The 18,775-nt window shown below is 66.6% G+C and carries 19 protein-coding genes; 8 read left to right on the top strand and 11 right to left on the bottom strand.

Annotated features, from left to right (window positions below):
* The 3 genes from ACIBI6_RS25065 to ACIBI6_RS25055 are packed head-to-tail and all read right to left on the bottom strand — an operon-like array spanning position 1 to position 3,478.
* Complete coding sequence (locus tag ACIBI6_RS25065; protein ID WP_396958064.1) at positions 1–909, bottom strand: ArgK/MeaB family GTPase; 909 nt, start codon at positions 907–909, stop codon at positions 1–3.
* Positions 910–912: 3 nt separating this feature from the next.
* On the bottom strand, positions 913–2,058 hold the full coding sequence (locus ACIBI6_RS25060; RefSeq protein ID WP_396958063.1) for a thiolase family protein: 1,146 nt from the start codon (positions 2,056–2,058) through the stop codon (positions 913–915).
* Complete coding sequence (locus ACIBI6_RS25055) at positions 2,051–3,478, bottom strand: class I adenylate-forming enzyme family protein (protein ID WP_396958062.1); 1,428 nt, start codon at positions 3,476–3,478, stop codon at positions 2,051–2,053. The genes ACIBI6_RS25060 and ACIBI6_RS25055 overlap by 8 nt, the downstream gene beginning before the upstream one ends.
* Positions 3,479–3,531: 53 nt before the next feature.
* Here ACIBI6_RS25055 and ACIBI6_RS25050 point away from each other — a divergent pair, with 53 nt between their 5' ends.
* The 3 genes from ACIBI6_RS25050 (at position 3,532) to ACIBI6_RS25040 (ending at position 6,288) form a co-directional block, all read left to right on the top strand.
* Positions 3,532–4,296 (top strand): SDR family NAD(P)-dependent oxidoreductase, encoded by a 765-nt coding sequence (locus ACIBI6_RS25050; RefSeq protein WP_364343024.1) that lies wholly within the window; start codon positions 3,532–3,534, stop codon positions 4,294–4,296.
* Complete coding sequence (locus ACIBI6_RS25045) at positions 4,293–5,066, top strand: SDR family oxidoreductase (protein WP_364343027.1); 774 nt, start codon at positions 4,293–4,295, stop codon at positions 5,064–5,066. Before ACIBI6_RS25050 ends, ACIBI6_RS25045 begins: the two co-directional genes overlap by 4 nt.
* A gap of 493 nt (positions 5,067–5,559) precedes the next feature.
* Positions 5,560–6,288 carry a DNA alkylation repair protein gene (locus tag ACIBI6_RS25040; RefSeq protein WP_396958061.1) on the top strand — a complete coding sequence of 243 codons (729 nt, stop codon included), beginning with the start codon at positions 5,560–5,562 and terminating at the stop codon, positions 6,286–6,288.
* A 451-nt stretch (positions 6,289–6,739) separates the two neighbouring features.
* Here ACIBI6_RS25040 and ACIBI6_RS25035 read toward each other — a convergent pair whose 3' ends face one another.
* A complete protein-coding gene (locus ACIBI6_RS25035) occupies positions 6,740–7,795 on the bottom strand; it encodes a ferredoxin--NADP reductase (RefSeq protein WP_364343033.1) in 1,056 nt (351 codons plus the stop codon).
* Between the two features lie 76 nt (positions 7,796–7,871).
* Between ACIBI6_RS25035 and ACIBI6_RS25030 the strand changes: the two genes are divergently transcribed.
* Genes ACIBI6_RS25030 through ACIBI6_RS25015 form a run of 4 tightly spaced genes read left to right on the top strand, consistent with a single transcriptional unit; the run spans position 7,872 to position 12,044 of the window.
* Positions 7,872–9,323, top strand: a complete 1,452-nt coding sequence (locus ACIBI6_RS25030; protein WP_396958060.1) for a class I adenylate-forming enzyme family protein — start codon at positions 7,872–7,874, stop codon at positions 9,321–9,323.
* The gene (locus ACIBI6_RS25025; RefSeq protein WP_364343040.1) at positions 9,301–10,203 is read left to right on the top strand and encodes an acyl-CoA dehydrogenase family protein; all 903 of its coding nucleotides are present in this window, start codon (positions 9,301–9,303) and stop codon (positions 10,201–10,203) included. Before ACIBI6_RS25030 ends, ACIBI6_RS25025 begins: the two co-directional genes overlap by 23 nt.
* The gene (locus tag ACIBI6_RS25020) at positions 10,190–11,278 is read left to right on the top strand and encodes an acyl-CoA dehydrogenase family protein (protein ID WP_364343043.1); all 1,089 of its coding nucleotides are present in this window, start codon (positions 10,190–10,192) and stop codon (positions 11,276–11,278) included. Before ACIBI6_RS25025 ends, ACIBI6_RS25020 begins: the two co-directional genes overlap by 14 nt.
* Position 11,279: 1 nt before the next feature.
* On the top strand, positions 11,280–12,044 hold the full coding sequence (locus tag ACIBI6_RS25015) for an enoyl-CoA hydratase/isomerase family protein (RefSeq protein ID WP_396958059.1): 765 nt from the start codon (positions 11,280–11,282) through the stop codon (positions 12,042–12,044).
* A 109-nt stretch (positions 12,045–12,153) separates the two neighbouring features.
* On the opposite strand, the gene ACIBI6_RS25010 is transcribed toward ACIBI6_RS25015, so the two are convergent.
* From ACIBI6_RS25010 to ACIBI6_RS24995, 4 genes are all read right to left on the bottom strand, one after another.
* A complete protein-coding gene (locus ACIBI6_RS25010; RefSeq protein ID WP_396958058.1) occupies positions 12,154–13,209 on the bottom strand; it encodes a threonine aldolase family protein in 1,056 nt (351 codons plus the stop codon).
* A complete protein-coding gene (locus ACIBI6_RS25005) occupies positions 13,206–13,601 on the bottom strand; it encodes an ectoine synthase (RefSeq protein WP_364343052.1) in 396 nt (131 codons plus the stop codon). The genes ACIBI6_RS25010 and ACIBI6_RS25005 overlap by 4 nt, the downstream gene beginning before the upstream one ends.
* A gap of 113 nt (positions 13,602–13,714) precedes the next feature.
* Complete coding sequence (locus tag ACIBI6_RS25000; protein ID WP_396958057.1) at positions 13,715–13,879, bottom strand: hypothetical protein; 165 nt, start codon at positions 13,877–13,879, stop codon at positions 13,715–13,717.
* Between the two features lie 269 nt (positions 13,880–14,148).
* Positions 14,149–14,547: an SgcJ/EcaC family oxidoreductase gene (locus ACIBI6_RS24995; protein ID WP_396958056.1), complete on the bottom strand. Its 399-nt coding sequence runs from the start codon at positions 14,545–14,547 to the stop codon at positions 14,149–14,151.
* 122 nt (positions 14,548–14,669) lie between these two features.
* On the opposite strand from ACIBI6_RS24995, the gene ACIBI6_RS24990 reads away from it, so the two are divergent.
* Entirely contained in the window at positions 14,670–15,620 is a 951-nt protein-coding gene (locus tag ACIBI6_RS24990; RefSeq protein ID WP_396958055.1) for a sigma-70 family RNA polymerase sigma factor, read from the top strand.
* Positions 15,621–15,950: 330 nt separating this feature from the next.
* On the opposite strand, the gene ACIBI6_RS24985 is transcribed toward ACIBI6_RS24990, so the two are convergent.
* From ACIBI6_RS24985 to ACIBI6_RS24975, 3 genes are all read right to left on the bottom strand, one after another.
* Entirely contained in the window at positions 15,951–16,373 is a 423-nt protein-coding gene (locus tag ACIBI6_RS24985; protein WP_396958210.1) for a group 1 truncated hemoglobin, read from the bottom strand.
* 206 nt (positions 16,374–16,579) lie between these two features.
* On the bottom strand, positions 16,580–17,638 hold the full coding sequence (locus tag ACIBI6_RS24980) for a CaiB/BaiF CoA transferase family protein (RefSeq protein WP_396958054.1): 1,059 nt from the start codon (positions 17,636–17,638) through the stop codon (positions 16,580–16,582).
* A 156-nt stretch (positions 17,639–17,794) separates the two neighbouring features.
* On the bottom strand, positions 17,795–18,751 hold the full coding sequence (locus tag ACIBI6_RS24975) for an LLM class F420-dependent oxidoreductase (RefSeq protein ID WP_364358304.1): 957 nt from the start codon (positions 18,749–18,751) through the stop codon (positions 17,795–17,797).
* Between the last annotated feature and the right edge of the window lie 24 nt (positions 18,752–18,775).

The following is an 18,775-nucleotide window of genomic DNA, read 5'->3' as shown; positions in this document are numbered from 1 at the left end:
TCAGATGGAAATGTCATTCTCATAAGATGTATACGCTATTTCCGGCGAAATGCGAACCAGTCGCTCCGCTGCGGTGTAGGCGTCCAACTGTCCGGCCGCGACCGAGTCCGCCAATGCCGCCAACGCCGGATCGGTCCGCAAGCGGGTCTGCGCCAGCGACAGGATCTGCGCGCGTGCCCGCGCGGTCCGCCGGTCGAGGGTGTCGGCGCGGTGGTGCGCGTCGATCGCGGCCACCAGCTCGGCGACCCCGACGCCCTTGGCTGCGACCAGGGCGAGGATCGGGGCGGCCGACTCCTGATGCAGGTCCCGTACCGTCTGGTCGGCGCCCTCCCGGTCGGCCTTATTGACGACCAGGATGTCGGCGACCTCGAGCAGACCTGCCTTCGCGGCCTGAATCGCGTCTCCCGCACCGGGATTCAGAATCACCAGGGTGGGGTCGGCGATCGCGGCGATCTCGATCTCGGACTGCCCGACACCGACGGTCTCGAGCAGGATCAGCTGGTGGCCGAGCGTCCCGAGCAGGCGGATGGCGGCGGGCACCGCTGCCGCGAGACCGCCCAGATGGCCGCGCGTGGCCACCGAGCGGATCAGGACGTCGGGATCATTGATGTGCTGCGCCATCCGAATTCGATCACCCAGCAGCGCACCGCCGCTGTACGGCGAGGACGGATCGACCGCGAGCACCGCCACCCGCAGGCCCTGCTCTCGGTAGGCGGCCACCAGTGCCGCGATCGTGGTCGACTTCCCCGCGCCCGGAGGGCCGGTGACTCCAATGACCCGAACCGGGGCCGCGTCGAGCAACGCGAGCACCTCGTCGCGCTGTGGTCCCTCGACCGCGCTCAGCAACCGCCCCGTGGCCCGCACCGATCCGGCCCGCGCGGCGGCGATGAGCTCCGCAATGGTTCCCACGCGCTAGGGAGCCGGAACCTCGATGACGGTGGCCGATCCCATCCCGCCACCCGCGCACAGCGCCGCGATTCCGAAACCGCCGCCGCGACGGCGCAATTCGTGCACCAGCGTGACGATCATCCTGGCTCCGGTGGCGGCGACCGGATGGCCGAGCGAGCATCCGCTGCCGCTGAAGTTGACCCGATCGGGATCGATATCGAGGGCCTTGGTCGCCGCGATCGGCACCGAGGCGAACGCCTCGTTGATCTCGTACAGACTCACCTCCGACAGCGAAATACCCGCCCGCGCAACCGCCTTGGTAATCGCCTCGATCGGTGCCAGCCCGGTGTCGTGCGGATCGACGCCGACCGAGGCCCACCCGCGGATGATGCCGAGTGCGGGCAATCCGAGCCGGTCACTGGCAATGGCCAAGGCCGCGGCACCGTCATTGGAGCCCGACGCATTGCCCGCGGTGATGCTGAAGCCCTCGATCTCCGGGTGCAGCACCTTCAATCCGGCCAGCTTTTCCAGACTGGTGTCCCTGCGCGGGTGCTCATCGACCGCGAACAGTCCGTGCGGAGTGTCGATCGGCACGATCTCCTCCTCGAGCCGGCCCTCGTCGATGGCGGCGATGGCATTGCGGTGCGAGCGCAACGCCCACGCATCCATCTCCGCGCGCGAGATTCCGGACGCCACCGCCGTATTCCACCCGACCGTGATCGACATGTCCAGGCACGGCGCGTCCGGCCGATCCGGATGGCTCGGCGCGACCCACGGGTCGATCCATTCGTCCGCGCCGACCCGGAAACGCACACGTGGTGCGGTGGATTCGGAATTCACGCCACCGGCGATGACGAGTTCGTCCATCCCCGCCCGGATTCCGGCGGCCGCGGTCTGCACGGCGGCCATGCCCGCGGCACAGTGCCGGTTGTGCGCCACACCGGCGACATTGGTCAACCCGGCGGTGATCGCCGCGTGCCGGGCCAGTACGCCGCCGCCGTAGCGGCCCTCGCCGAGGACGACGTCATCGATACGGGCCCGGTCGAGCCCCTCGGCGGCCGCGGCCACCACATGCTTGGCCAGGTCGAAGGCATTGGTATCGCGCAGCGTGCCCTTGCGGGCGGTTCCGATCGGAGCGCGCAGCGCGGACACGATGACAGCTTCAGGCATTGGTGTTCTCCATTTCGGTGACGAGGTTGCGGCGCAGCAGTTTTCCGGTTTCGGTCTTGGGCAGTTCGCGGCGGAACACAATGGTGTCGGGCGTCTTCGACGACCGCAGCCGCGTGCGGACCCACTGTTTGATCTCCTCCGGCTCGCCGACACCGACAAGCACCGCGACCAGCCGCTGTCCCCACTCCGGATCCGGCACCCCGATCACCGCGGCCTCGGTGATGCCTGGATATCCCAGCAGCACGTCCTCGATCTCGGCGGGCGCGATGTTCTCGCCGGCGCGGATGATGGTGTCGTCGGCGCGCCCCTCGATGAAGAGATAGCCGTCGGTGTCGAGCCGTCCCAGATCCCTTGTGGGGAACCAACCTTCGGCATCGAGTGCGCTGCGGCCGCCGTATTCACCCGAGATCTGATCGCCGCGCACGAATACCAGCCCGGCCTCCCCCGCCCCGGCGGGCTCACCCGATTCCGCCCGGATCTGGATCTCGATCCCTGGTAGCGGCTGCCCCACGGAGCCGAGTCGATCGCGGACGGCCGGATCGTCGGATCCGAAGGCCGCGCGATGATCGTCGGGTCCGAGTACCGCGATCGAGGACGCGGTCTCGGTGAGTCCGTATGCATTGACGAAGCCGGTATCCGGGAACACCCGCAGCGCGTGCTCGAGCACCGGGCGCGGCGTGCGCGAGCCGCCGTAGGCGAGGCTCGCCAGCGTCGGCACACCCGCGTCAGCGCCGTCGACGGCTGCGACGATGCGAGCCAACATGGTCGGCACGAGCATGGCGTGGGTGATCCGTTCGCGCCGAACGGTTTCCAGCCAGCCGGACGCGTCGAACGCCGCGAGATAGACCACGCGGCGGCCGGAGTAGAGATTCGACAGCAGGTTCGTCAGGCCCGCGATGTGGTAGGGCGGCACCGATACCAACGCCGCATCCGTCTCGTCCGCGGCGCCGAACTCGACGGTGTTCAGCAAGTAAGCCATCAGATGCCGATGCCGCAGCAGCGCCGCCTTGGGTTCGGAGGTGGTGCCGCTGGTGTAGATGATCGCGGCGACCGCATTGCCATCCCATGGCGCCTCGAGTTCGGGCCCATCGGTGTTCTCCTCGACCAAGGTGTCGAGGTCTTCGGGCCGCAGCACCAGCGCCGCGGGATGACGATCCAGCAGCATGGCCAACTGCTGTTCGCCGAGCCGATAGTTCAGCGGCACGAATGGCACCCCGGCCAGCGCCGCTCCGAAGAGCGCGACCGGATAGGCCAGGTGATTCGCCCCCAGATACAGCACCGCGGGGTGCCGCTGGAACCGGACGGCCGCGCGACGCGCATTGCCGAGCAGGGCGGCGGCGGTCAGCGAGCGATCGCCGACCGTGATCACGGTCCGATCGCCCGCCGATGCGGCCATGTCTAGGATCATGCTGATATTCATGAGAACATTATTCTCTCCATAGGAGAGTGTTAGTTGCAAGAGAGGATTGCGATATGCAGATCAGTGGGAGCGCTGCCATCGTCGTCGGCGGCACCGGCGGACTCGGCGAGGCCACCGTGCGTCGCCTGCACGCCGCCGGAGCGAAGGTGGTGGTCGCCGATGTCGCCGACGACAAGGGCAAGGAACTCGAGAAAGAACTCGGCATCCACTACGTGCACACCGACGCGACCAGTGAGGAGTCGATGCTCGCGGCCATTGCCGAGGCGGAATCCCTTGGACCGCTGCGAATTTCGGTAGACACCCACGGCGGCCCGGCCACCGGCGGCCGCCTGGTCGGCAAGGACGGCTCGCCACTGGCACTCGACGGTTTCCGCACCACCATCGAGTTCTACCTGACCGCCGTATTCAATGTGCTGCGCCTGTCGGCTGCGGCCATCGCCAAAACCGAGGCGCTGGACGAGGGTGCCCGCGGTGTCATCGTCAACACCGCCTCGATCGCGGGGTACGAGGGCCAGATCGGCCAACTCCCCTATTCGGCTGCCAAGGGTGGCGTCATAGGCATGACCCTGGTGGCGGCCCGTGACCTGTCCCCGCTCGGCATCCGGGTGGTCACCATCGCACCGGGCACGGTCAACACACCCGCCTACGGCAAGGCCGCCGACCAGTTGGAAGGCTACTGGGGACCCCAGGTGCCCTTCCCCAAGCGGATGGGCCGCTCGGTCGAATACGCGCAGTTGGCTCAGTCGATCATCGAGAACGACTACCTCAACGGTGAGATCATCCGACTCGACGGCGCACTGCGCTTCCCACCGAAATGAACGGGCAGCCGCACCTTGGTCTGGGCTCGCCACTCAGCGGCAAGGTCGCATTCGTCGCCGGCGCTAGTCGCGGTATCGGCGCGGCGATAGCCGCCGGCCTGGCCGGTGCCGGTGCGGCGGTGGCCGTCGCCGCGCGCTCGGAAACCGAGGGCAAGCTGCCGGGCACCATCGGTTCGGTCGCCGACCGGATCACCGCCGCGGGCGGAACGGCACTGCCGGTGGTCTGCGATGTCACCAGCGAGGAGTCGGTCGAAAACGCCGTGGCCACAACAGTTTCCGAATTCGGCGGCATCGATATCCTGGTCGCCAACGCGGGCGTGATGTGGTTGGGTCCAATCGAGACCACACCACTCGAGCGCTGGCAGCTGTGCATGAACGTCAATCTGACCGGCGTCTTCCTCGTGACCAAGGCCGTCATTCCGCATCTGAAAGCCCGCGGCGGTGGCTCACTCATCGCGATCACCACCACCGGCGTGGATATGATCCGCGGCGCCAATGCGTACTGGGTATCCAAGGCCGCCGTCGAACGCCTCTACCTCGGTCTGGCCGCGGAACTGAAGGAAGACAACATCGCGGTCAACTGCCTGAGCCCGTCCCGAGTGGTATTGACCGAAGGCTGGCAGGCCGGAGGCGGTGGCCAGGAAATTCCAGCGAACATGGTCGAGCCGCCGGAAACGATCGCCCGTGCCGCGGTGCTGCTGGCGAGCCAGGACGCCGCCGGTATCACCGGCACGGTGCAGCGTTCGGAAGTGCTGATTCCGAGGGGCTGATCGGCGCGAGGGCCCCGAAGAAGCATGGTCTTCGGGGCCTTGCGCGGACCTCGACACTTGGCGGCATCGGCACGGAAACTCTCGCTCTGGAACAAGATCCTCGGCTGCGCCGGGCGGTGCGCAACGACCGGTAGACGCGTGCGACCGATGCGAACACCAATGGCCTTCTGCGCCAGTACTTCCCGCAAGCTACAGTCGGGATCGTCACGATGTGCTCGCGCGGCACCCCGCCGTTGGTGAACGGTCCGAGCCAGATTTCGTAGCTGTCGGTGTCGATCGCGCGGTGGAATCGTTTCACGGCGGCGGCATAGGTGCTGTTCGGTGCTGGATACGTACGGACCGTGTCGGTGCGATGCATGAACAGGCCGACCGCCGTCATGGGTCGTAACGAGCGCTCCCCCGATCAAGCCGAGGGTCAATCCCCCAGGTGAGGGCCCGACCGGCTGCCGGCCTGTCGGAGTTCGCCGTATCCCGGGCCGGCGTCGGTATCGTCATGGCCTCATCATGTCCCGCATATCTGAATCCCTCACGTGATGAACAGGAGGCCGAGGTGGCCGAAACGACGGTGGCCGAGGTGATGGCCGAGCTGGCCGCACTCGAGGACCCGAGGACGCGCGTGGTGAACGAGAAACACGGTGATGATCACGGTGTGAACCTCAGCAAGCTGCGCGCGATCGCGAAGCGGCTGAAAACGCAGCAGGAACTCGCGCGCCAGCTCTGGGAGACCGACGACACCGCGGCAAAACTGCTGGCGACCCTGATCTGCCGCCCGAAGGCGTTCGAGCGTGACGAGTTGGACGTCATGGTGCGCGAGGCGCGCACACCCAAGGTGCACGACTGGCTGGTGAACTATGTGGTGAAGAAGAACCCGTACGCCGAAGAGCTGCGCCTGTCCTGGTTCGCCGACCCGGATCCAGTGGTCGCGAGCGCAGGCTGGGCGTTGACCACCGAACGCGTGGCGAAGCAGCCCGAGAGCCTCGATCTCGCAGGACTACTCGACGTCATCGAGGCACAGATGAAAGACGCCCCGGATCGCCTGCAGTGGGCGATGAACCACTGCCTGGCTCAGATCGGGATCGAGCACGCCGAGCAGCGGGCCCGTGCAATCGACATCGGTGAGCGCTTGAAGGTGCTCGAGGACTACCCGACTCCACCGAACTGCACGTCTCCGTTCGCGCCCATCTGGATCACGGAGATGGTGCGCCGACAACACGACAAGTAGGAAGGCTCGCGCTCGCGACCTCCGCCAAAACGCGCCAACACGATCAACGGACCGAGATCATTTCTGGGATCACACAATTCCGACGCAGCCCCCGGTAGCTCCGTCGCTAGCCGACGACTGGGCGCCAGCGCCGCGGTCGGGGTGTCGCAGATCCGCCGACACAGCAGCCCGTCCTGACAAGCGACACCGATACGTGTCACCGCGCCGACAACCCACAGATTGGTCAGCTGATCAGGTGGAAACGGTGGCGGCATCGCCCGAGAGGAGTGCGCCGCCAGTTCCACGTGATCACCTGTCCAGTAGTGCATCCCGGATGTCATCAGCCGAATGGGGCATCAGGTGAGTCCTCGAATTGCCCATCCGGTGGCGCCAACGAGATGTAGTCGATGCGAATCGCAACGCCCTGCTGCTTTGGCGGGGCGAATGTCGGCGGCACGGTGCGCGGTATCGCTCATTCGTAGTCAACGGTGATGGAGTCCGTATCCGGCACGGCCTGACAGGTGAGGACATACCCCTCGGCGAGTTCGTCGTCGGTCAGGGCGTCGTTGCGGCGCAGGGTGGCATGGCCTTTCGTCACCTTGGCCATGCAGGTGGCGCAGTTACCGGCCTCGCAGGAGAACGGGGGTGTGAGACCAGCGCGGCGGGCGCTGTCGAGCAAGGTTTCGCCGTCCTTGCGCGGAACCGACTTCTTCTTGCCGTTGAGAATGATCGTGACTGTGTGGTCAGTGGTCGCGACGGGGGTGGTCGCAGTGGGGGTTTCGACGGCCGCGACGGAGGGTGTGGCCGTAGGGGTTTGGACGGCTACGGGCAGCACCGGAGCCGGTGCGCCGAATCGCTCACTGAACACCAGACCCGGTCCGGGCACAGCGTTCTCGACCATCTCCATGAAGGCCTCGGGTCCGCAGATATAACTGTCGCCGCCGCCGTCCGCGCCGACGAAATCGCGGATCGCGTCGGGTGTCAGGAAGCCCCCGTCGGCATCGAGGTGACGGACCACCTCGAGCCGCCCCGGATAGCGGTCGACCAGTTCCGCGAGCACGGCCTCGAAGATCACCGACTCCGGATCACGGTCCGCGCATAGCAGCCGCACCTTCCTGGCGGTGCTCGCCAGCGCGCTCTTGGCCAGCGACAGAATCGGCGTGATGCCGCTGCCGCCGCTGAAACCGAGCAGCGGTAGTTCGGTGGAACGTAAGCAGAATCGGCCTGCCGCTCTCGTCAGCTCCAATTCGTCGCCCTCGACCACGTTGTCGTGCAGCCAGTTCGAGACCTGTCCGCCGGGCACCCGCTTGACCGTGGTCATCAGTTCGCGGTCGGTTTCCGGCGCACTCGACATCGAGTATGAGCGGAACAGGTCCCTGCCGTCCACGTGGACTCGGAAGGTGCAGAACTGCCCGGATTGATAAGCGATCGGCCCGTCGTGCGGGGCGAGCACATAGGTGCGCGCGTCGGCGCTCTCTTTAACGATCCGCGTTACGGTCGCGCGCTGGAACAACGGGGGTCTCGCCATGAACTGCCTCCTCCTGGTATTAAGATTCTAGTACAAGGAGAATTGTATTCTCTCCGACGAGACAGGATCTTCTCAAATGGGGTCGAACGACAGCCACCGCGGTGCCGCCCCTGCCGCTACCGCGCGCACCGAACCGGTCGCGCTCGCGTTCGAGTACCGCGAGTACACGCACGGGCAGTTGGAGCGGCTGGCCGCGGGTCTGGCCGTGGAATTGGTCGGGCGGGGCGTGCGTGCCGGGCATCGCGTCGCGCTGATGTCGTCGAACCGGCCGGAATTCGTGGTCGCCGTGCTGGCGACGTGGCGGTTGGGCGCTACACCGGTCCTGATCAGTCCGGCATGGAAACGCGCCGAGGTCGAACATGCGCTGGCGCTGACCGGACCGGTGTACGGACTCGGCGATTCGCCGATATTGACCGAGCTGCTGCCGACCCGTCACCTCGACGACCCGATCACCCCGCTGACGCGCACGTTCGGGCGACCCGATCCGGAATCCGACGCGGTGTTCGTATTCAGTTCGGGTACTACCGGATTGCCGAAGGCGGTGCGGCACACCCACGCCTCGCTCGCCGCCGCGGTGCGGCACTGGACCCGGGTGCTGGAGTTGAACTCTTACGACCGCCTGCAGATCGTCACGCCGCCCTCGCACATCCTGGGGCTGCTCAATATCGTCACCGTGCTGGAGGCGGGCGCCTGGATGCGGCTGCACCGGCGCTTCGATCTGGAACAGATGCTGCGGTGCATCGCCGAGGACCGGATCACCATCGAGATGGCTGTCGCGCCCATCGCTTTGGCACTTGCCGCGCACCCCGAGCTCGAGTCCTATGACCTGTCCTCGCTGCGCTTCATCATGTGGGGCGCCACGCCGGTCACCGCCGCCGTCGCCGAAACCGTAACCGCCCGAACCGGTGTCGGTTGGCTGCCCGCGTACGGAACCACCGAGCTGCCGGTCATCGCGTGCAGTCCGATCGGGGATGTGCGGTACGACAGCGTTGGAACAGCAGCGCCGCAAGTGCAACTACGGGTTGTGTCGACGGCGACCGGAGAACCGTTGGGTCCGGGCGAGATCGGCGAAATCCAGGCGCGGTCGCCATCACTGATGGCAGGTTATCTACCGGCCGAGGCGACCGGCGAAGCCTTCGACGACGGCTGGTACCGGACCGGTGATATCGGCCGAATCGACGCCGAAGGCTGGGTCCAGTTGACCGACCGATCCAAGGAAATGATCAAGGTCCGCGGCTTCCAGGTGGCACCCGCCGAAATCGAGGCCGTGCTGCACGGGCATCCCGCGGTGGGCGACTGCGCGGTGTTCGGCATCGCCGACACCGCTGACGGGGAGGCGATCGTCGCGGCAGTCTCGTGCACCGCGACGGTCACCGCCGACGAACTCATCGCACTGGTCGGCGACCGGCTGGCGGGCTACAAACGACCGCGCCGCGTGGTGTTCGTCCCCGAAATCCCGCGCCTGCCCTCCGGCAAGGTGTTGCGCCGAATTCTCAAGGAGCAGTATGGACGTTCGTCTCACGAGTGAACAGCGACAATTGCGGGACGCCGCCGCGAAATTGGCCGATGACCTCGGCCCCGGCTCGGTACTCGACCTCGACGACGCGGCGCGGGTCACCCGGCTGGAGAAGGCGGTCGACCAGACCGGCTGGCGCGCACTGCGTTCGGACGGCGCCTCCGGAGTCGAGGTGGCGATCGTGGCCGAGGAGTTCGGGCGCGGCCTGGTCGATGTGCCGTTCCTGGGACCGGTACTGGCCGACGATCTGCGCGGACCGGCCGACGACGATCAGCGCTGGACGGTCGCGGTGGCGGGCCGGGCGCTCGACGCGCACAGCGCCGAGCGCGCGTTGGTGATCGACGACGGACAACTGCTTGTCGGCCGCGTCGGCGCCGAACTGCCCGGTGCGGATCTCACCAGGCTCGACGCGGAGCTCACCGGTCGCCTCGACTTCCTCGGCGAACTGTCCGCCGATCAGGTGGCTCAGTGGCAGGCGTTGGCGCTGGTGGCCACCACCGCTGATCTGGTCGGTGTCGCGCGCGGCGCGCAGTCCCTCACCGTCGAATACGCGAAAGTCCGTGCGCAGTACGGCAATACGATCGGTTCGTATCAAGCGGTTGCGCACCTGCTCGCCGAAAGTCAGGCCCTGATCGAGGGATCGATCAGCGTCGCGCGCCATGCGGCCTGGTCAGTCGACGAATTGTCGCACGCCGAGTCGATGCGGGCGGCGCGGATCGCGAAGCTGTACTGCGCGCGGGCCGCACGAACGGTATGCGAGACCGCGATTCAAGTGCACGGCGGCATCGGCAACACCTGGGAGTGCCTCGCGCACATATACCTGCGCCGGGCCCTGACCTCGACCGAATTGTTCCCCGTCAGCCTGGAGGAGATCGACCTTGGACTTTCGTGACGCACCGCAGGAGGCCGAATTCCGGGACCGGCTGCGCGCCTGGCTGGGCGAGGTGGCCGGTACCTTTCCGACTTCGGGTGACGAATACTGGGCGCGCCAAGGCGAATGGCATCAAGCGCTGTACGCGGCCGGATTCTTCGGACTGTCGTGGCCGCGAGAATTCGGTGGCCACGACCTTTCGCCGGTCTACGACGTCATCCTGGACGAGGAGTTGGCGATCGCGGGCGCACCGCCGCGGCCCAGCCTCGGCTACCTGGTCGCTGGCCTCGGACGGCACGCGAGCAAGGAACTGCGCCAACGGTTCCTGCCCGGCATGATCAACGGCACCGAGCGCTGGTGCCAGGGCTTCAGCGAACCGGGGGCCGGTTCGGATCTGGCCGCGTTGACCACCACCGCGACGCGCGCGGGCGACCACTATGTAGTCAATGGCCACAAGATCTGGACCAGCTATTCCGATGTCGCCGACTGGTGCCTGCTGTTAGCGCGCACCGATCCGAATGCGCCACGACACAAAGGTATTTCGGCATTCATCATCTCGATGAAGCAACCGGGTGTGCGGCAGCGGCCACTGCGGATGATCAGCGGGGTGACCCGGGAATTCGGTCAGGTGGAATTCGACGGGGCGATCGTGCCCGCGGATCAACTGGTCGGTGCGCCCGGTGCGGGCTGGAAGCTGGCGATGACCGTCGTCGGACATGAACGTGAACCGTCCACATTGGGATTCGCTGCTCGATACGGAAAGCTGGTGCGCCAGTTGGCCGCTCGCGTCGAGGGCAAGGCGCCCGAGGAACTCGTCTGGGCGGCGGTGCAGACCGAGATGCTGCGCCTGCACGTCCGGCGCCGACTCTCCGAACAGCTCGACGGCGTCACCCACGGGCCCGACGGGTCGCTGGACAAACTGCTCATGACCTGGGCCGACCAGGCGGTCGGCCATGCGGCGCTGGCCGTCGGCGGCACCCGCGATCCGGAACTGCTCGGGTCCTACTTCTACAGCCGCGCACAGAGCGTCATGGGCGGTACCTCACAGATACAGAAGAACATCATCGCCGCGCGCATCCTGGGATTGGGAGTTTGAAATGTATGACATGCCAGCCGAAATCGACGTCCGCGCCGAGGGACCGGTCCGGATCATCACGCTGAACCGACCCGATGCTCTCAACGCCGTCAACGATCCGCTGCATAACGGGCTGGCCCGCTTGTGGCCGCGGCTCAGCGCGGACCCGCAGGCGCGGGTAGCCGTGCTGACCGGCGCGGGCCGGGCCTTCTCCGCCGGTGGCGACTTCACCTACCTCGAGGAACTCAGCCGCGATCGCGAACTGCGCACCAAGACCATCGCCGACGGCCGCGATATCGTGCTCGGCATGGCCCGCTGCCGGATCCCGGTGATCGCCGGGGTCAACGGTCCGGCGGTCGGTCTCGGCTGCAGCCTTGTCGCGTTGAGCGACATGGTCTACATCGCCGAAACCGCGTATCTGGCCGATCCACACGTGCAGGTCGGGTTGGTCGCCGCCGACGGCGGCCCACTCACCTGGCCGCTGCACACGAGCCTGCTGCTGGCCAAGGAATACGCGATCACCGGTGCACGAATCCCCGCCGCCAGGGCTAGGGAGATGGGCCTGGCCAACCATGTCGTCGAAGATCCGGTAACCGAGGCGCTGGCATGTGCGCAACGGATGCTCGAACTTCCGCAGCAGGCAGTGGAAAGCACCAAACGCGTGCTCAACCTGCAACTAGAGCGTGCCGTGCTGGCCACGCTCGACTACGCCCTGGCGGCCGAAGACCTGACCTTCCAGAGTGCAGACTTCCGTGCCAATATCGCCAGGTTGACCGCCAAGCACTGACGCGCGGCGGCCGACGAAAGGGCGCCACGCACCTTTTCCGGTGCCGCGCACGAATTCGCCGGGCGAAAGCATGCGTGGCGCGCAAATCGGTGCGCGGCAGCGGCAACCTTCAGGCTGCGGCCTCTTGGGCTATGGCGGAGGCGAAGGCGTCTACGTCGGGTTCGGTGGTGTCGAATGAGCACATCCAACGGACCTCGCCGGTGCGGTCGTCCCAGGTGTGGAAGCGGAACCGTTTCTGCAGTCGCTCGGTGACTTCCGGGGGCAGTATGGCGAAGACGGCGTTGGTCTGGACCGGCCGTACGATCTCGACGCCGGGCACTTCGGCGACGGCCGTTGCCAGCCGGGCCGCCATCGCGTTGGCGTGCTGGGCGTTGCGCAGCCACAGGTCGCCCTCCAGCAGGGCGACGAGTTGGGCCGACACGTACCGCATCTTGGAGGCCAGCTGCATCGACGCCTTACGCAGGTACGTCATGCCGCGCACCGCGTCCGGGTTCAGCACCACAATCGCCTCGCCGAGCATCAAGCCATTCTTGGTGCCGCCGAACGACAGCACGTCCACCCCGGCGTCGGTGGTGAACGCGCGCAGCGGCAGGTCGAGCGCGGCGGCCGCGTTGGCCAGTCGGGCGCCGTCCACGTGCACCAGCATGTCGCGCTCGCGCGCCAGCGCGCTGATGGCGGCGATCTCGCCGGGTGTGTAGAGGGTGCCGAGCTCGGTGCTCTGGGTGATCGAGACGACTTTGGGTTGGGCGTGGTGCTCCTCGCCGAAGCCCCACGCGTACCGGTCGAGCAGCCCCGGCGTCAGCTTGCCGTCGGGGGTGGATACCGGGATCAGCTTGAGCCCGGCCACCTTCTCGGGTGCGCCACACTCGTCCAGGTTGATGTGTGCGGACTCCGGGCAGATCACCGCGCTCCACCGGTCGCACATCGCCTGCAGCCCAACCACATTGGCGCCGCTGCCGTTGAAGACCGGATAGACATCGGCACGCTCGCCGAAATGGTCCTCGACCAGTTCGCGCAGCCGTACGGTGTGGACGTCCGCGCCGTAGGCAGGTTGGTGGCCCTCGTTGGCGGCGGCCAGCGCCGCCATGATCTCCGGGTGCACGGAAGCGTTGTTGTCACTGGCGAAACCACGCAGTGGCTCGGACTCGGGAAAGGTTTCGCTCACTTATCCTCTTCCGTCAGCAGTGGGAAGGCGCCGTTCTCATCGTGGACCTCGCGGCCGGTGAGGGGCGGGTTGAACACGCAGACCGCGCGGAAGCGGGTGTGGGTGCGCAAAGTGTGATGCTGATGTGCGTCGACCAGGTACATCACCCCGGGCTCGAGACGGTGCTCTGCACCGGTCTCGGCGTCCACCAGTTCACCCCGACCCTCGATGACGTAGACGGCCTCGATGTGGTTGGCGTACCACATCTCGAGCTCGGTACCCGCGTCCACCACGGTGTCGTTCAAGGAGAACCCGACCTTCTCCTCGGCGAGCACCAGGCGACGGCTATTCCATGTGGGGCCCTTCACTTCTCGCTCGGTGCCGATGATCTCTTTCAGTGAACGGACGATCATGGAGTGCGTTCCTTTGTCTCGTGCGTTTCTGCGAACACTGAAATCATGGTTGCTGACGCGGCATCCCGACAGCGGCAGAAACGCCCCTGACCGCCAAGATCGCGCCATGCGTATCAGGACTTGCGGGCCAACATCGCCAGGCTCACAACAAAGGTCTCGGTGGCTTCGTGCCCGCGGCGGTGCTCGAATCGGCCGCTCGGCATCCGCTTGAATTCGGTGAGTCCGGGCTGGATCTCGGAGACATTTACCGCACTCGCGCGTGACGGCTCAGCGGGCACTCCGGTCGCCGATGTGGTCCGGAACTACCGGGGTGCTGAGCGCTGTGCTGGCAAACACCGACGCTTTCTGTCGACAATCCGGTGGGCAGCTGTGGGCGAGACCGATTGTGCCGGAAGGCTTTCACGAGGTGGAGCGGCGCTACACTGGCCGTGCGGCGGCCCAACCTGAGCGCTGAGGCTTCGTGCTGGCCGCGACGCCGCCAACACAAAGCCCGCACTACCGCCGCCCTGGGCATCCACTCACCTGACTGCCCGGTGCTGTTGCAGTACTAGGCCGGGCAGTTATGGTACGCAGTGAGGAGCCAGCGGTTGTTTCGGCGGATCAGGGTCCAGGTGGCCATCACCCAGCGGTCGGCAGAGGGCTCGGTTTCGCCTGCCATCACGACTGCGCTGCGGCTGACGACGATGGCGGTGTCGGGGGTAGGGAAACGGACGAGTTGGGGTTCGTCCAGGGTTTTCGAACCGCGCAGCGGGCCTTCGAAACCTGCGGCCATCCGGTCTCGGACGGCCGCGCGACCGGAGTTGAAGACGCCGCGCAGGATGGACGTGGCGTCGGGGTCGTAGTCGGCGACGAAGGCGTCGGCGTCGTTGGCGGCCCAGGCGCGGTAGAGATTGTTCAGCACGTCGAGGACGGCCTCGCGGTCGGTGCGCATTGCGGTGTCGGTCATGATTTCCTCCTGAGGTCACGGCCGCGGTGAGCGGCTCACGAGTACCTACCGGCGGACCGTGCCCGATTCATCGCTCGCGGTGTAGAAAAGTTCGGTGGGGGCGTTTTCGAGGAGCTGAGGGCATGGCGGACGTGGATTTCGCGGCGAGCACCGACCGGTATCGGCGGGAGTTGCTCGCACATTGCTATCGCATGCTCGGGTCGGTGCAAGACGCCGAGGATCTGGTGCAGGAGACGCTGTTGCGAGCCTGGCGGGCACGCGACAGCTATGACGAGAACCGGGCCGGGATGCGGACCTGGCTGTACCGGATCGCCACCAATGCCTGCCTGACCGCGCTGGAGCAGCGCGGGCGCAGACCGATGCCCTCCGGTCTGGGCAACGCGCCCGGCGACGATCCACGCGAGGCATTGGTTCACGGCGGAGAAATCCCTTGGCTGCAACCGATTCCGGACTCCATGCTGGCCGATCCATCGGAAGCCGTACTGGCGCAAGGCAGTCTGCGACTGGCGCTGGTCGCGGCCATGCAGCAGTTGCCCGCGCGCCAGCGGGCGGTACTGGTGCTACGCGAGGTACTCGACTGGCCCGCCGCGCAGGTGGCGCAGGCGCTGGATATGACACCGGCGGCGGTCAACAGCGCGTTGCAGCGGGCACGTAAGGCGCTGAGCCAGAATGGAATACGAGAGGACGAGGTCACCGAGAGCGCGCAGCAGCGGGCCGTGCTGGACAGCTACGTCACCGCCTTCCGGAACGCCGACCTGGCCGCGCTGGAGAAACTGCTGGCCGACGACGTGATCATGGAAATGCCGCCCATGCTCAATTGGTACCTCGGCCGGGAGGGTTACGTCGGGTTCATGGCCCGCGTCTTCGACACCCGCGGCACCGATTGGCAATTGGTGCCGGTCGGGGCCAACGGCGGACCCGCATTGGCGGCCTACGTCCGCGATGCCGACGGAGGCTACATGCTGCACACCTTGCAGGTCTTCACCATTGACGGCGACCGCATCACGCACATGGTCGCCTACCAGGTCGAGGAGGTATTTCAGCTCTTTGCCCTGCCACCGCGATTGGCCTGAGGCTCAGTCGGTTCGATCGGACCCGGCCGCGGCCATCGCGCAGCCGCGCGGGATAGCAAGCTACGGCCGCGCATTCAAAGCCTTGCCGGACAATCTGTTATCGGTGAGTATGTACGGAAGTTGATCGGGGTAGCACTCGACGAACGATGCAGACGGCCCCCGGAATGACGAAAGCGCCGCTGCTGGTTCGCGCAGGACAAGACCTGAGCGTTTTGGGTTGCGGGATGTTGAGTTCGGCGGCGACGGAGTCGAAGTGTTCCCGGCCAGGTACGGGCATTGCGCCTACACCTCATGGTCGCCGAGCGTAGGCGGTGGCCAACGGCGGCAGGGTCAGCGCGGTGACTCGGAGGCCGAGCCGGACGCGATGTCGTCGGCCAGCGGGGCAATAGCCCCGATGATCTGTTCCACCAGCGCCGTCGGCACCCCGGCGACGGTCAGCGCATCGGTGAGATGGCCTGCCACAAGGGTGAAATGGTGCATCGTGATGCCACGGCCCTGATGGACCTGCTTCATCGGGGCACCGGTGTACGGGCCGGGGCCGCCGAGCGCAGCGGAGAAGAACTCGACCTGCCGTCCCTTCAACCGAGACATGTTCGTACCGGTGAAGAATGGCGCCAGCTGGTCGTCGGCGAGGACGCGGACGTAGAAGTCCTCGACTACCGCCTCGAGTGCCTCCTGCCCCCCGATCTGCTCGTAGATTGTGCCGGGCTCGGCGATCGTGGCCGCGCCGGACTTGGACTTGAACCATGACATGATTTCCATGCATTCAGAACAGCACCGGTCGGTTTCCGTTCCGTTAGTCGGCTGTCGCAGCCCGTTTTCCCTTCGTGGCCAGCATATTTCCTGGAACTCACAACTGGCTGCCACCACCGGTGAGCAATATTTCGAAACCGACTCGTCCCGCGAAAACAGGACAGACTTTGCGTGCCCGCTCAGGCACCGCCAGCCCAGCGGCACGCCTACATTTCGTGCTCGCCGAGCACCGGCGGCGGGCCGTATCGCGGCCGGTATCCGGCGATCCGGATCGGACTGCCGATCAGCCGGTAATCGCCGACGGTGACGATGGTTTCAGGGGAGGCGGCCAGTGCCTCGGGCAGGGTGCGCACCGCGGCCGCTGGAATACCGAGCGGCCGCAGGCGAGATTCCCAGCCGGATGCGGTATCGGTGGCAAGGGCGGCGGTCACCGCGGCGAGCACGTCGTCGCGATGCGCGGCCCGCTCGGCCATTGTCTCGAACCCGTCGACACCGGCCTCGGCGGCGAAGACCTTCCAGAAACCATCGTGGGTGATGAACAGCGCCAGATGACCGTCGGCGGTTGGAAAGAGCTGTGCTGGAACGTAATACGAATGTGCGCCGAAGTTTCGGCGTTGCGGTTGTTTGCCGTCGTTGAGATAGGCCGACGCATGGTAGTTCAGCTGCGAGAGCATCACCTCGTACAGCGAGACGTCGACCTGCCCACCGCGGCCGGAGACAATCTGGGCGAGCAGGCCGAGCGCGGCGGTGAGGCCGGTCGAGTTGTCGGCCGAGGAATAGCCGGGCAATGTGGGCGGCCCCTGCGGATCGCCCGTCATCGCGGCGATGCCGACGGCCGCCTGGATCACATAATCGAAGGCGGGATCGTCACCGCCGTCCAAGCCGAAGCCCGTGATCGCCACGCAGACGATCCGGTCGTTGAACTGCCGCAGCGACTCGTAGGTCAGGCCGAGGCGACGGATCGCCGACGGCTTCAAATTCACCAGCAGCGCATGGGATTGCGCGACGAGTTCGGCCAGTCGGCGCTGTCCGGCGGGGCTGGCCAATTCGAGTCGAATACTGCGCTTGCCGCGGTTGAGGCTCGCGAAATAGGAGTCGCCGACCTGTCGCGAAATCTCCCCGTTCGGCGGTTCGATCTTGGTCACCTCGGCACCGAGATCGGCGAGCATCATGGTGGCGTAGGGACCGGCGAGCATGGTGCCCACCTCGAGTATCCGGATCCCCGCCAGCGGCCCCGCCGCCGCGCCGGGCACCGGTTGGCTCACGACTGCGCCTCGCTGACGCTCGGCTCCGTCGTGCGCCATTGCGCGCTGTGTCGATGGTTCACTCGCTGACGCTCGCTCACGACTGCACCTCGCTGACGCTCGGCTCCGTCGTGCGCCATTGCGCGCTGTGTCGATGGTTCACTCGCCGACGCTCGCTCACCGCAGTTCCTTCGCCAGTTCGGCGATCATCTCCCGAGTTCTGCGCTTGGAGGCGATGAGTTCGTCGCGGGTGTCGCCGATGGGCAGCAGCCGCACCGACAGGTCCGTGGCACCGGCGTCGGCGAAGCGCCGCAGTCCCGCCGCGATCGCCTGTTCGTCGCCCGCGACGCAGATGTCACCGATATCGCGCGCCGAACCCTGTTCGAGCAGCCGCTGGTAGTTGGGCGAGACCTCTGCCTCGCCGAGAATCCGGTTGGCCCGCGCCTTGGCCTCGTCGATTTCCGACGGCGCACACAGGCACACCGGCAGCCCGGCGACGATGCGCGGTGCGAGCCGCCCGGCGTCGGCGGCGGCCTTGGTGATCTTCGGGACGACATGGTCGGCCACCGCGCGCTCGTCGGCCATCCACAGAATAGTGCCGTCGGCCTGTTCCCCGGCGATGCGCAACATGACCGGCCCTAGTGCGGCGATCAGCACCGGCACCGGCGCGACCGGGCCCAGGTCGAGCGGATTGTGCACGGTGAAGCTGTCGTTTTCGATATCGACTTGGCCGGGCCCGCGCAGACCCGCATTCAGCACGTCCAGATAGTCGCGGGTGTAGGCCGCCGGTTTCGTATAGGGCAGCCCGAGCATGTCCTGCACGATCCAGTGATGCGAGGGACCGACACCTAGTGCGAGCCGCCCCCCGGCAGCGGCTTGCGTCGAAAGTGCCTGGCGGGCAAGGGCGATCGGGTGCTGCGCCTGCAATGGCACTACCGCGGTGCCCAATTCGATGCGGGTGGTTTTCATACCCATCAGCGCGATGGTGATCAGTGCATCGAAATCGGTGGGTATCTGCGGAATCCAGGCGGTGTCCAGGCCCGCGGTTTCGGCCCATTCGATATCGTCGAGCATCCTGGCGAGCTTGCGCGCGGAGTCCCCCTTCTCCGGCCCGATCATCACTCCGATTCGCATGAATTCCTCCAGTTTCCAAGCTCT

The organism is Nocardia sp. NPDC050412 (assembly GCF_044458825.1).
Lineage (GTDB): Bacteria > Actinomycetota > Actinomycetes > Mycobacteriales > Mycobacteriaceae > Nocardia.
Note: the sequence above shows the minus strand (reverse complement) of the source record. Positions and strands in the feature narration are given on the sequence as shown.